A 12,924-nucleotide genomic window follows, 5' to 3' on the forward strand; every position below is an offset into this window, starting at 1 on the left:
CGTTCAGCGCGTCTGCCCGTTCAGCGCATGGGCGCCGACAGCGGGACCGGGGCCGGGGCCGGCGGCAAAGCCGACGCGGCAGGCGCCGCGGCGCGTCCGCGGGGCTGCGGAGACTGGGACACCTCGGGCGACAGAGCGGCATCGCGGTCCCGGCAGCGGTCGACCACCTTCTGGCCGCAGGGCATGAACCCCAGGTCCTTGTCCAGGCAGACCCGCACCTCCGAAACGTCGCGGCGCGAACACATCACCGCCACGCCCTCCGGCGTCAGGCCCGGGTTGGCATCGAGGAACAGGCGCTCCACCTGCAGAGCCGGCACCGTCGGGCCGGGCGCCTTCAGCGTGTCGGGGATCGCCACCTTGGCGGCGGCGGCACGCAGCTTGGCGAAATAGTCGCCGGCGTCCAGGCCGGAACAGGTCCCATGCTTGCGCCACTCATGCATCATCAGGCCGACGCTGGGCATCACCGCCATCGTCTGGTCGACCGCGGCCTTGGGGACGTTGCGGTCGCGCGAGCAGGTCGCCGGATAGCTGCCGTCAGTGTATTGCGGCCACAGGCCATGGACGACGAAACCGTATTTCTTCTCGCCGCACTGGTCGGGATCGGGACCGGACCTGTCGCGGGCGCAGTAGGTCGGCGTCCAGGACAGCGACAGGACGTAGTAATCGAAGGCCCCCGGTTCCGCCTTCCGCTGCGCCCAAGACGGGCTTGAGAGGAAAAGACCGGCAACCATGACGGACAATGCGGCGGCTATCGCGTTGCGCATGACGATTTTCCCCAAGATTTCTCTTCCTTTCGTTGCATACCATGGAAGGAGGTTGCTGTCGCGGGGTCTCGATACCAGAATCACTCAGCCGCCCGTCGCCCGGCGGCGCATCAGCGGGTATAATGACCGGCATGTTCACCCTGTCCGCCCCGGTTCTGCTGCGCGCCTACGCCGCCGGGATCTTCCCTATGGCGGAAAGTGCCGAATCGCGGGAGCTTCATTGGTTCGATCCGGAACGCCGCGGCATCCTGCCGCTGGACGCTTTCCATGTGCCGCGCAGCCTGCGCAAGGTCCTGCGCCGCCGGCCGTTCGACCTGCGGTTCGACAGCGCCTTCCAGGCGGTGATCGAGGGTTGCGCCGAGGCGACGGAAGACAGGCCGAAGACCTGGATCAACGACGACATCGTCCGGCTGTACACCGACCTTTACGAGACCGGCTTCGCCCACAGCGTCGAATGCTGGAAGGACGGCCGGCTGGTCGGCGGACTCTACGGGGTGTCGATCGGCGGCGCCTATTTCGGGGAAAGCATGTTCAGCCGCGAGACCGGCGCCAGCAAGGTGGCTCTGGTCCACCTGGTCGCCCGGCTGCGCGCCGCCGGCTTCGCGCTGCTCGACACCCAGTTCGTGACCGAGCATCTGAGCCGGTTCGGGGCTGTCGAGATCCCGCGCAACGAGTATCGCCGCCGCCTCGCGGCAGCGATGGAGCGCAAGACCGACTTCGCCGCGGTGGACCAGGATGCGGCCCTGTCGGCCCTGCTGGCGGATGGCTTGGCGGAATGCGGCCCCGAAGAGGGCGGGCTCGCAGCCGGACGATGACCCCTGCGGCCCCGGCACGGCCCCGCGGCGGAGCCGGCCCGCAAGGGCCCGGTTCATGCCCGGCATCACCGGCATCACTCTCCCTTATCGCGCCGGACTATCGCACCGGATGGAACCGGCCGCCGGTCATCGGCGACGGCACCCCGGTCGTCGCCGGCAGGCTCAACGGCAGGCCCAGGCGGCTGCGCACCGCCAGATAGCCGAAGGCCTGCGCCTCCAGCGCGTCGCCGTCCCAGCCGACGCCGTCGGCCGACTCGACCGCCACGCCCAGGCGGTCGGCCAGCATCGCCATCAGGGTGGCATTGCGCCGCCCGCCGCCGCACACCAGCCAGCGCACCGGCGGCGCCGGCAGGTGGCGGACCACGCGGACGACGGCTTCGGCGGTGAAGGCGGTCAGCGTGGCCGCACCGTCCGCCGTGGACAGGCCGGTGACCGGCGCCGGGTCGAAGGCGTCGCGGTCGAGCGACTTCGGTGCCGGCCGGTCGAAATAGGGATGGGCCAGCAGCGCCGCGAGGGCCGCCTCGTCGACCCGCCCGGCGGCGGCCAGCGCGCCGCCGGCATCGAAGCGGCCGAGCCCGTGGCGAAGCATCCAATCGTCGATCAGCGCATTGCCCGGCCCGGTGTCGCAGGCCACCACCGCAGCTTCGCCCAGGCCGTCTTGCGGTTCCGGACCGATCCAGGTGACGTTGGCGACGCCGCCGATGTTGAGGATGCCGAGCGGGCGCGGCAGGCCGTGGGCCAGCGCGCGGTGGAACAGCGGCACCAGCGGCGCCCCCTGTCCGCCGGCGGCGACGTCGGCGCTGCGGAAATCATTGACCACGGCGATGCCGGTGGCGCCGGCAAGCCTGGCGCCATCGCCGATCTGCAAGGTCCGCCGCTCCTCCGGCGCATGATGGATGGTCTGGCCGTGGAAGCCGATCAGGTCGACGTCCGCGGCGGCGCACCCGGCCTCCGCCAGCAGGCGCCGCACCGCGCCGGCATGGGCATCGGTCAGCTCGCGCTCGACCTGATGCACTGCCTGATCCGCTGCCTGTTCCACTGCCCCCTTCCCGCCGAGGCAGCCGCGCAGGCGCGCGCGGAAGCCGTCGTCGTAGGGGACGGTGACGAAGGCGAGCGGCTCTACCCGTTCCCGGCCGTCGGTGCGCAGAAGGGCGGCATCGATGCCGTCCATCGAGGTGCCGCTCATCAGCCCGACGACGGTGCGCAGGCCGTCCCGGCCCTGCCTGCCGCCGCCTTGAGCCTCCCCGCGCTCTCCGCCCCAGTTCCCCATGCCGTCCGCTCCGCAATCGCGTGGTCGCAATGCGGCGCAGTCTACGCAGGTTTTTCCAGATCGGGCCACAGGCCAGGCCTGGAAAAACCTGCCTGGGAAAACCTGCCTGGAAAACCCGCTTGGCCTAGCTCATCCAGAGCTGCAGCATCAGCCGCTCGCGCGTGGTCGGCGGCATCGCCCGGTGATAGCAGGAGGTATCCTCGATGAAGCCGGTGCCGGCCGGTCCCTCCACCACCAGGATGCGGTCGCGGGCGAAGCGGGTGAACAGCTCCTCGTCGCGGGCGTTCGCGGACCCCAGCAGCATGCGCAGCGACTTGCCATGGTGGCTGCCGCGGACCAGCGCGTGCTCGCCCGATCCCGGCCCGACGTCCGTCAGGTAGAACTGGGCCGAGCAGAAATGGAAGTCGTGGACGTCGTAATGCCAGTCGATGGTCTGGCCGAGCTGGCGCCGCTCGTCATCGGTCGCGTCGGTTACGAAGCTCCAGAACAGCCGCGGGATGATCTTGGTGACCCCGAAGCCGAGGAAGGCGGAGGCGCACTCCATCAGCACCGGATCCCGGCAGACCCGGCGCACGGCGGGGCAGTCCAGCGGATCGGGGACGATGCCCATCACCGCCGGGGACCCATCCGGCAGCCGGCCCTTGCGGACCTCGTGGTGGTAAAAGACCCGTTCGCCGCGCAGCCGGCGCTGAAGCGGCGAATGGGTGGCGAACTCCACCATCTCCTCGACCATCGCCCAGGGAAGATCGAACCCGAGCGCGATCGAGTCGCGCCGCAGGTCGGCCAGGGCACTCTCCGCCGTCCGGCTTTCGAACAGGCTGACCGGCAGGGCCGGAAGCTGGACCGGTGGGCCGGCAGGCTGCCGCTGCCGTGACCGCGGCGACAGGCGCCGCCAGGCGCTGTAGCCCCGCCGCACGGTTTCGAAGCGGCCGAGCGCATAGTGAAGCTCCCCGGCGACGAGGCGCCGGGCGATGTTCGCGACATTCATGTGCGTTGCATCCCAGGAGAAGCCGGACTCTGCGGGCCGGTTGCCAGGAAGGGACCAGAACCGCGTTGGTTGCGCGGCATGTGGTGTGGGAATGCTCGCAGTGTATGCAGTTTTGGTTGATTCTAAGAAGCGTTCTTCCGGCGTACGCCGACGCGCCCGGGAAATAGCCGGTCCGGCGCAGCACATTCCCCAACCGGGCCTTGGCCGGAACGGAGGCGCCATCCCGGACCGACTGGAGGTAGCAGCCGGTGTTATGACGAGGCCGTCGCGCCCTGCCTTGCCAGGTGGATCATCTGGGCGGCCAGGCCGGCCACGAGGAGGACAGCCAGCCCGCCCTGTGCGCCGAGAAGCAGCGGAGATTTGAGGTCGGTGACCAGGGGATGGCCATCCGGGACACGGCGCAGGATTTCGCTGACGGTCGGGACCATCAGGAGAAACGCGCTCACGCTCAGGCAGATGGTTTCGATGTACCGGGCCGGGCGCCCAGCCCCCGGGAGCCGCCCGACCCCGTAGCCGGCGAGCACCAGCAGGATCGTCGCCGCGCCGATTCCGTAGCTGACCGGCTGATGCGCCACGGGAAAGACGGTCGAGGCGCCGACCAGCATCGAAACGAGATAGACGGCGCCCAGCCCGGATCGGGGAACGATCCGGCCATGGCGGACAAACATGTAGAAGGCCACCGGAATGGCCGGCAGGCTGCCGAGCGTATGGAGCCAGCCGAGCGGGGAAATTCCGAACATGGGGAGAGTTCCTTTCCGATCACGGGTCTGATCACGATGCGAAGGCCGGTCGGGCAAACAAGGTTTCGAAGGGGAGCAAGGGACGGGGAGCAAGGGACGGGGAGCAAGGCGCGAGCGCCCTACCTATTAGTCGATAGGCTCTGTGGGCACGCGTCGGGCCGTATCGGGAGCGCGGCTCCAGCCTCCGCCTCGGTGCGCCGACGTCAGACGGCGAGGCGGTCCAGCAAGGGACGGGTCACCGTGCCGAAGATCGCAGCATCACCGTAGGCACGGGCTGAAAGCATCGCGCCATGCACCGCGGCCAGGAACATCTCGGCATCGCTCCTGGCGGTTCCGCTCAGTCGAAGACGGCCTTGTGTGGCGCCACGCTCGAAGACGGACGTCAGCCAGTCCGAAAGGCTGCGGAAATGCGCCCGCACCTCAAGGACGACCGCTTCGGGAAGAACCGGGATCTCCCCCGCCAGCAGGGCGCAGACACAGAAGGGAGCCGCCATATCGGCATAACAGCGCTCCCAGTAGCCGGTATAGGCGCGAAGCTGTTCGAGCGGGTCGGGGACATTCCGCTCCAGTTCGGCGATCCCGGCTTCGGCCTCCATCCGGTACTGCGCGACGAGCGTGCGGACCAACTCCGCCTTGCTGGGAAAATGATGGTGGATGCTTGCCGTACGGATACCGACGACTTCGGAGATGTCGGCATAGCTGAAGCTGTTGTATCCCCCCCTGACGATCAGGGAGCGCGCGCAGCGGAGGATGTCGTCAGCCTTGGTCGATGTGTTGCTCATGCCCCTATCTACCAACTAGTAGGGAGGCAGTCAACCCAGGGAATGACCATCCGGACAAACGGCATTGCCGGCGATCGCGGAGCGCGCGGGGGCGGAGCGGAGTCCGCCCCTCCCCGCCCGGCTCCGGGCCGCCGGGTTCAGAGCGCCTGGACCGCCTTCAGCACGGCGGCGACATGTCCGGTGACCTTCACCTTGCGCCAGACGTTGCGGACCACGCCGTCCTTGTCGATCAGGAAGGTGGCGCGGTCGATGCCCATGTACTTGCGCCCGTACATGCTCTTCTCGACCCAGGTGCCGTAGGCTTCGCAGACGCTGCCGTCGGTGTCGGAGGCCAGCATGAAGGTCAGCCCGTGCTTGGCCTTGAACTTGTCGTGGCTGGCGACGCTGTCCTTGGAGATGCCGATCACCACCGCGTCGACGGCGGAGAAGTCTGGAAGCTGGTCGCGGAAGCCGCAGGCCTCAGACGTGCAGCCCGACGTGTCGTCCTTCGGGTAGAAATAGAGCACCACCGGCTTGCCGCGCAGCGCGGACAGCGTGACGCTGCCGCCGCCATCGGTCGGCAGGGTGAAGTCCGGGGCGGGCGATCCGGTATCGACGGCGGTCGCAACAGCGGTCATGACGGTTTCGGGTCCTCTTTGTCGGCGCTGGGCGCCAGGTGGCTGGCCGGCTCCTCGACCAGGGCCACATAGTGGCCGTGGGCGCGGGCGGCGATCGCCCGGATTCTGCGGTCAAGCTCGGGGAAGTCAATCGCCGCGGCGTCCTCCTCCGGAAAGGCGGCCCGCACCAGACCGGCCAGCAGGCTCGGCGACACCTGCCGCGGATCGAGCACGCCGGCGGTGGTCAGCCGCAGGAAGCCCTGGACCCGCCGCCAAAGCCGCAGCGTCGATTCGAGTTCCTCGGCGACCTCCGGCGCCAGCGCGCCGGTGCGGGCGGCGCAGCGCAGCGCCTTGGCGGTGCCGACATGCAGGATGTCCGGCGTGTCGTGGCCATGGCGGAGCTGCAGGTACTGCGTGATGAACTCGATGTCGATCAGGCCGCCGCGGGCATATTTGACGTTCCAGGGATTGGCGGTGCCGAATTCCTTGTCGATCCGCCGGCGCATGTCGGCGACGTCCCGCAGCAGCCGCTCGGGATCGCGGGGCGCCGTCAGGACGGTGCGGACCGCCTCCGCCACCCGGCCGGCGAGCTGCGGATCGCCGCCGATCACCCTGGCCCGGGTCAGCGCCATGTGCTCCCAGGTCCAGGCGTCCGACGCCTGGTACTTCACGAACGCGCCGAGCGCGGTGGCCAGCGGCCCGGCATTGCCCGACGGGCGCAGCCGCATGTCGACCTCGTAGAGCCTGCCGTCGCCCATCGGCGCGGTGATGGCGTTGGTCAGGCGCTGGGTCAGCTTGATGTAATATTCGTTTGGCGACAACGGCTTGGCGCCGTCGGACAGGCTGGCCCCGCCATCGGCCGCCGCCGGCACGTCGTAGATGACGATCAGGTCGATGTCCGAGGTCACGGTGAGCTGGCGGCTGCCCAGCTTGCCCATCGCGACCACCACCCAGGCCGCGCCGGGAATGCGGCCGTGGCGCTGGACGAACTCCTCCTCGACCCTGGCCGCGAGGTCGGGGACCACGATGTCGGCAAGGTCGGCCAGGAAGGCGCCGCACCGGTCGCCATCGGTGATCCCGCGCAGGATGTGCACGCCGGCCCGGAACCGCTGGTCGTTGGTCCAGCGCCGGGCCAGCGTCAGCGCGTCCTCGAAGTCGCGGGCGGCACCCATCACGCGGGCGTGGTCGGCGGCCAGCCCCTCCTCCTTGCCCGGCAGCGGATCGAAGAAGTCCGGGGACAGCACGGCGTCAAGCAGCGACGGGTTGCGCGACAGCGTGGCGGACAATTGCGGCGCCGTCCCCATGATCTCGGCCACCAGTTCCAGCAGCCAGGGATTGGCGACGAACAGCGAGAACAGCCCGACGCCGGCCGGCAGCTTGCCGAGGAAGTCGTCGAACTTCATCAGCGCGGTGTCGGGCGCCGGGGTCTTGGCCAGCGCGCTGAGCAGCGCCGGCGTCAGCTCGGTCAGCAGCTCGCGCGCGCGGCCCGACCGGGTGGCGCGGTAACGGCCGCGGTGCCAGGCCGACACCACGCTGATGACGCGCGGCGGATCGGCGTAGCCCATGCCGGCCAGCGTCTCCACCGTGCCGGGGTCGGGGTCGGTGCCGGTGAAGACCAGGTTGCCGGGGCCGGACAGCGACGGCGCCTCCTCGAACAGCTCGGCATAGCGGTCCTCGACCTGCCCCAGCTTGGCCAGCAGCTCGGCGCGGAAGGCGGCGGTGTCGTCGTAGCCGAGGAAGGTCGCCAGATGCGCCACCCCGTCGTCGTCGGCGGGGATGCGGTGGGTCTGCTGGTCGTCGATCATCTGGATGCGGTGCTCGACCCGGCGCAGGAAATGATAGGCCTCCGCCAGCTCCTCCACCGTCTGCTGCGGCACCCGCCCGACCTCGCACAGCGCCTGGTTGGCACGCAGCGTCGGCGCGACGCGCAGCCGCGGGTCGCGGCCGCCGAAGATCAACTGCTGGGTCTGGGCGAAGAACTCGATCTCGCGGATACCGCCGCGGCCGACCTTGATGTCGTGGCCGTTGACCGTCACCTCGCGGTGGCCCTTGTGGGCGTTGATCTGGCGCTTGATCGAATGGATGTCCTGGATGGCGGCGAAATCCAGGTGGCGCCGCCAGACGAACGGTTCGAGGAAGCGCAGGAAGGCGGCGCCGGCCTCGGGGTCGCCGGCGACCGGCCGCGCCTTGATCATCGCAGCGCGTTCCCAGTTCTGGCCGACGCTGCCGTAATAAATTTCGGCTGCCGAAACGGAAACCGCCAGCGGCGTGGCTCCCGGGTCCGGCCTAAGCCGAAGGTCTGTTCGGAAGACGTAGCCGTCCCTGGTCCGTTCATCCATAATGCGGACGAGATCGCGTGCGAGCCTGATGAAGGTTCGCGCGAGGTTGTCCGGCTGGGGCGTCTGCACAACGGCGTCGTCGTACAGGACGATCAGGTCGATGTCGCTGGAATAGTTGAGTTCGCGCCCGCCAAGTTTGCCCATGCCCAAGATGATAAGGCCCGAACCGATCCACGGTCGCTGCGGATCCGGCAGCGTCAGCGTCCCCGCCTCCCCGGCGCGGCGCAGCAGGAAATTCGCGGCCAGTTGCACCCCCGTCTCCGCCATGTCCGACAGGGCGCCGGTCACCCGGTCGAGCGGCCAGGCCCCGGCGATGTCGGCCAGCGCGATCAGCAGCGCCGCCCGGCGCTTGGCGACGCGCAGGCCCGCCATCAGCCGGTCCATCGACCGCTCCTCGCCATGGTCGGCGCGCAGGGAAGCGATCAGCGCGGCGAAGGCTGCATCGAACCCCTCCCGCATCACCCCGGCCACGAAGGACAGCTCGCGCGTCAGCGTGTGGCTGAGGTACGGGCTGTTGCCGCACACCGCCTCGATCAGCGCCCGGCCGTCTGCGGAGCCGGCGAAGCCCTCCGCCCAGGCCCGCGTCTCGGGCTCCGCCATGGCGGCCTGCTGGCGCCAGCGCTCCATCCCCAGCGCCGCCTGCGCGGAATCGAAAGGCTTCGGCAAGGGGGTGGAAAACGGGAGGGGGCTGGCCATGGCGACGCTCTTTCCTGCTCAAAACATGTGCAGAAAGCTGCACGCGTCGCGGCCCGCGGTCAATCCGGCCGATACACCGGCCAACTCACCGGCCAACTCACCGATGGAATTGCGCGGGGCGGATGCCCCCGCCCGCCCGCAGCGACGCAGGCGGCGGCCGGCGGGTGCCCCATGATTCGCCGCACCACGAAGATCGTCGCCGTCGCCCTGACCGGCGTGGCGGCGACGGCGGTGGCCGCGGGCGGGCTGCTGGCCTGGCGGCTGTCGCAGGGACCGATCGAGCTCGATCCGCTGATCCCCTACATCGAGCAGGCGCTGAGCGATTCCGACGGACGGTTCCGCGTCGATATCGGCGAACTGGTGCTGTCGCTGGAGGATGAGCGGGGACTGGACGGCCGGTCGTCCGGCGGCGCGCGCCGGCTCGACCTGCGGGCGCGGCGGGTCCAGGCGCTGAACGCCGAAGGGGGGGAACTGGCGGCCGTGCCGGAGATGGGCATCGGCCTGTCCATTCCGGCGCTGCTCCGCGGCACCCTGTCGCCGACGCGGCTCGACCTGGTGCGCCCGCGCCTGACCGTGCTGCGGCGCGCGGACGGCAGCCTGGCCTTCGACGTGCGGGCAGACGGCAACGCCACCGCCCGGAGGAGCGAGACCGAGCCCGACCCGCTGGAGGAGGTGCTCGCCAGCCTGCGCCAGCCGCCTGCCATCGACCGGCCGCTGGGCCTGCTGCGCCGGCTTTCGGTGCTCGGTGCCGACCTGACGGTCGAGAACCGCATGCTCGACCTGTCCTGGCACGCCAAGCGGGCCGACGTCATCCTGGACCGCGACGCCCTCGGCACGCAGGCCCAGGCCCGGCTGACGCTCGACCTCGCCCGCGGCGGAACCGACCCTGCCCGTCCGGGGTCCCAGGCCGACGTGACGGTCGCCGCCACCGGGCGCTACGACAATGCCGCCGGCACCTCGGAGCTGTCGCTGGCGGTGGACGGTCTGGAGCCGGCCGCGCTGTCGCGCATCGGCCCGGCGATGGCGCCGCTGGCCGCGGTCAGGCTGCCGCTGTCCGGCACCGTCACCGCACGGCTCGACCAGCGCTTCGACCCGTCATGGCTGACGGTAGACCTGCGGGGCGGGACCGGGACCCTCGACCTGCCGCAACTGCGCCCGGAGCCGGTCGACGTGCGCGGGCTGGACCTGCGGGGCAGCCTGGATGTCGCGGCGCGCCGCCTCGCCGTCGAGTCGCTGTCGCTGCGGGCGCTGGGACCCGACCCGGCCTCGCCGGTCGCCCTGACCGCGAAGGGCGAGCTGACCGAGGACGGCGACGGCCGCCGCCATGCCCGGGCCGACCTGTCGCTGACGGCGGGCGGGCAAACCGCCGGCCTGTCCCTGTCGGGCGAGCAGGCGGCGGGCGGCGGCGGGCGGGCGGCGGCGCGGCTGGCGGAGGTCGTTCCGTCGGCGCTTGCCGGCCTGGCGCCGGCGCTGGCCCCGCTGGCGGCGGCGGCGCTGCCGCTGTCCGGCACGCTGGACGTCGCCTTCGACCCGTCGCTGCAGCCCACCGGCGGCCGCGCCGACCTGACCGCCGGCCGCGGCCTGCTGCGCCTGCCGGCGCAGTTCGAGGCGCCGGTGCCGGTCGCCTCCGCCAGCCTGCGCCTCCAGGGCGACCGCGACCTCGTCAGGCTCGACGGGCTGTCTCTGGTGCTCGGCGACGACGGCGGCCCGCAGCCGCGCGTCGAGGCCACCGCCACCGCCAGGCGCCAGGGCGACGGCATGGCGGTGGAGGCCCAGGCGACGGCCCGCGGCGTGCCGGTCGACGGCCTGCGCCGCTACTGGCCGGTGACCGCCGGGCCCAACGCGCGGGAATGGGTGACCAGCAACCTGTCGCACGGCACGGTGACCGAGGCGCGGGCGGAGGTGGCGCTCACCGTGCCGGTGGCCTCGCCGGTGAAGCCCGAGCTGACGCGCTTCGGGGCCAGCATCGCCGGCGAGGACGTCACGGTCCGCTACTTCCATGACCTGACGCCGGTGACCGGCGCCGGGGTGGAGGCGGCGACCGACGGCAAGACCTTCACCATCACCACCAAGGGCGGGCGGATCCCCAACCCCAAGTCGGGCGACATCGAACTGGGCGCCGGCAAGGTGGTGATCGGCGGCCTCGACGTCGGCAAGGAGACGATGGACATCCGGCTGCCGGTCCAGGGGCCGGTGCGCTCCATCCTGACCCTGATCGACATGCCGCCGCTGGGCTATCCGACCAAGCTGGAGATGGATCCGGCGCGGACGCAGGGCACCGCCGAGGCGCAGCTCCATTTCGCCTTCCCGCTGCTGGTCGACCTGAAGACCGAACAGCTCGACCTGGAGGTCGCCGGCAAGCTGCACAAGGTGGGGGTCGAGAAGGTGGCGGCGGGGCTGACCGCCACCGAGGGGGAGCTGTCGCTGGCGCTCGACCTCAAGGCGATGGAGATCAAGGGCAACGCCAAGCTGGACGGCATCCCCGTCGCCATCGAGTGGAAGGAGTCCTTCGACAGCGCCGCCAAGGGCCCGCGCACCCGCATCGCGGTGAAGGGGGAGGCCGGCGCCGACGACCTGCGCGCCCACGGCATCGACCTGGAGGACCGGGTCCAGGGTCCGTTCGGCGCCGACGTCCTGTTCACGGTCGATCGCCGCCACAAGCTGCTGCTGACCGCCGGCCTGAACCTGGAAAAGACCCGGCTGTCGATCGACGAGCTGGCTTGGCGCAAGCCGGCCGGCCGGCCGGGCACCGGCAAGCTGACGCTGGAGTTCGACAAGGACCGCCCGGCCCGCATCAGCAACCTGACCGTCGACGCGGGGGACCTGCACGCGGTCGCCAACCTGGAGCTGGCCGACGGCGGCAAGCGGGTGGCGCGGGTGCAGGCGCCGGTGTTCAAGCTGGGCGAGACCGACCTGCGCGCCGACGTGACCGTGCTGCCGCCGGCGGCGCCGGGCGGCCCCGCCGGCGGCTATTCCGGCACCATCGCCGGCACCAGCCTCGATGCCCGCGGCCTGACCGGCAAGGCGCAGCCGGACGCCCCGCCCGGCGCCGCCAAGCCGCCGCCGAAGGTCGAGGCGGGGGACGGCCGCAAGACGCCGCTGGACCTCGCCATCAAGTTCGACTCCGTGGTGTTCGGCGAAGGACGGCGGCTGCGGCAGGTCGCCGGCACCATGCGCCGCAACAGCACGGCCTGGACCCTGCTCGACCTGGCCGGGCGTAGCGGCATCCCCGGCGACGCCGGCAGCGGCGTGTCGTTGAGCTGGCGGCCGGGTGCCCAGGGCCAGTTCGATCTGGCCATCACCGCCGACGACCTCGGTGCCGCGCTGCGCTCGATGGACCTGAACGACCGCATGCGCGGCGGCCGCCTGCGCCTGACCGGCCGCTCGGTCGAGCCGCGCCCCGACGCGGCGATCGCCGGCAAGGCCGAGATCCGCGACTATACGCTGATCGACGTGCCGGCCCTGGCCCGCATCCTGAACGCCATCTCGCCGTCGGGCTTCGCCGAGCTGCTGGGCGGCGGCAAGGGGGTCAATTTCGGCCGGATGTCGGCGGAGTTCCGCAAGGAGGGGCGGCTTCTGACCCTGAAGGACCTGCGCACCTCGGGCTCGGCGCTCGGCCTGACGCTGGAGGGCCAGATCGACCTGGAGACCGACACCGCCAACCTGAAGGGCACCATCGTGCCGATCTACGGCCTGAACCGGCTGATCGGGCAGATCCCGCTGCTGGGCGACGCGCTCAGCGGCGGCGAGGGCCAGGGCATCTTTTCCGCCACCTGGCACGTCCAGGGACCGCTGTCGAACCCCGACGTCTCGGTCAACCCGCTGGCGGTCCTGGCGCCGGGCTTCCTGCGCAACCTGTTCTTCCTGGGCGGCGACGGCGTGGCGGCGCCGGACACGGCGCCGCCGCCGGAATCGCACATGCGGTAGGGCGGCG

Annotated in this window: 9 protein-coding genes; 2 read left to right on the top strand and 7 right to left on the bottom strand. The window is 71.1% G+C overall.

The annotated features are described in order from the left end of the window. Window positions 1-20 precede the first annotated feature (20 nt). The gene (locus tag J2850_RS14350) at window positions 21-764 is read right to left on the bottom strand and encodes a ribonuclease T2 family protein (RefSeq protein ID WP_209982734.1); all 744 of its coding nucleotides are present in this window, start codon (window positions 762-764) and stop codon (window positions 21-23) included. A gap of 131 nt (window positions 765-895) precedes the next feature. Between J2850_RS14350 and aat the strand changes: the two genes are divergently transcribed. Beyond that, window positions 896-1,579 (top strand): leucyl/phenylalanyl-tRNA--protein transferase, encoded by a 684-nt coding sequence (gene aat / locus J2850_RS14355; RefSeq protein WP_209982932.1) that lies wholly within the window; start codon window positions 896-898, stop codon window positions 1,577-1,579. Between the two features lie 97 nt (window positions 1,580-1,676). On the opposite strand, the gene J2850_RS14360 is transcribed toward aat, so the two are convergent. The 6 genes from J2850_RS14360 to J2850_RS14385 all read right to left on the bottom strand — a co-directional run bounded on the left by J2850_RS14360 (window position 1,677) and on the right by J2850_RS14385 (window position 8,990). Next, the gene (locus tag J2850_RS14360; RefSeq protein WP_209982736.1) at window positions 1,677-2,849 is read right to left on the bottom strand and encodes an anhydro-N-acetylmuramic acid kinase; all 1,173 of its coding nucleotides are present in this window, start codon (window positions 2,847-2,849) and stop codon (window positions 1,677-1,679) included. 124 nt (window positions 2,850-2,973) lie between these two features. Then, a complete protein-coding gene (locus J2850_RS14365; RefSeq protein ID WP_209982738.1) occupies window positions 2,974-3,837 on the bottom strand; it encodes a phytanoyl-CoA dioxygenase family protein in 864 nt (287 codons plus the stop codon). Between the two features lie 251 nt (window positions 3,838-4,088). Beyond that, on the bottom strand, window positions 4,089-4,577 hold the full coding sequence (locus tag J2850_RS14370) for a hypothetical protein (protein WP_209982740.1): 489 nt from the start codon (window positions 4,575-4,577) through the stop codon (window positions 4,089-4,091). A gap of 203 nt (window positions 4,578-4,780) precedes the next feature. Continuing rightward, window positions 4,781-5,359 carry a TetR/AcrR family transcriptional regulator gene (locus tag J2850_RS14375; RefSeq protein ID WP_209982742.1) on the bottom strand — a complete coding sequence of 193 codons (579 nt, stop codon included), beginning with the start codon at window positions 5,357-5,359 and terminating at the stop codon, window positions 4,781-4,783. A gap of 137 nt (window positions 5,360-5,496) precedes the next feature. Then, on the bottom strand, window positions 5,497-5,976 hold the full coding sequence (gene bcp, locus J2850_RS14380) for a thioredoxin-dependent thiol peroxidase (RefSeq protein WP_209982744.1): 480 nt from the start codon (window positions 5,974-5,976) through the stop codon (window positions 5,497-5,499). Then, window positions 5,973-8,990 (bottom strand): bifunctional [glutamine synthetase] adenylyltransferase/[glutamine synthetase]-adenylyl-L-tyrosine phosphorylase, encoded by a 3,018-nt coding sequence (locus tag J2850_RS14385; RefSeq protein ID WP_209982745.1) that lies wholly within the window; start codon window positions 8,988-8,990, stop codon window positions 5,973-5,975. The genes bcp and J2850_RS14385 overlap by 4 nt, the downstream gene beginning before the upstream one ends. A gap of 171 nt (window positions 8,991-9,161) precedes the next feature. Between J2850_RS14385 and J2850_RS14390 the strand changes: the two genes are divergently transcribed. Continuing rightward, the gene (locus tag J2850_RS14390; protein WP_209982747.1) at window positions 9,162-12,917 is read left to right on the top strand and encodes a DUF3971 domain-containing protein; all 3,756 of its coding nucleotides are present in this window, start codon (window positions 9,162-9,164) and stop codon (window positions 12,915-12,917) included. Window positions 12,918-12,924: the final 7 nt, after the last annotated feature.

Source organism: Azospirillum picis, from assembly GCF_017876115.1.
In the GTDB taxonomy this organism is placed as follows: Bacteria; Pseudomonadota; Alphaproteobacteria; order Azospirillales; family Azospirillaceae; genus Azospirillum; species Azospirillum picis.

Bases quoted from the DNA above. Each gene is read 5' to 3' on its own strand.
- J2850_RS14350 (WP_209982734.1), bottom strand. From the start codon at position 764: ATGCGCAACGCGATAGCCGCCGCATTGTCCGTCATGGTTGCCGGTCTT.
- aat (WP_209982932.1), top strand. From the start codon at position 896: ATGTTCACCCTGTCCGCCCCGGTTCTGCTGCGCGCCTACGCCGCCGGG.
- J2850_RS14360 (WP_209982736.1), bottom strand. From the start codon at position 2,849: ATGGGGAACTGGGGCGGAGAGCGCGGGGAGGCTCAAGGCGGCGGCAGG.
- J2850_RS14365 (WP_209982738.1), bottom strand. From the start codon at position 3,837: ATGAATGTCGCGAACATCGCCCGGCGCCTCGTCGCCGGGGAGCTTCAC.
- J2850_RS14370 (WP_209982740.1), bottom strand. From the start codon at position 4,577: ATGTTCGGAATTTCCCCGCTCGGCTGGCTCCATACGCTCGGCAGCCTG.
- J2850_RS14375 (WP_209982742.1), bottom strand. From the start codon at position 5,359: ATGAGCAACACATCGACCAAGGCTGACGACATCCTCCGCTGCGCGCGC.
- bcp (WP_209982744.1), bottom strand. From the start codon at position 5,976: ATGACCGCTGTTGCGACCGCCGTCGATACCGGATCGCCCGCCCCGGAC.
- J2850_RS14385 (WP_209982745.1), bottom strand. From the start codon at position 8,990: ATGGCCAGCCCCCTCCCGTTTTCCACCCCCTTGCCGAAGCCTTTCGAT.
- J2850_RS14390 (WP_209982747.1), top strand. From the start codon at position 9,162: ATGATTCGCCGCACCACGAAGATCGTCGCCGTCGCCCTGACCGGCGTG.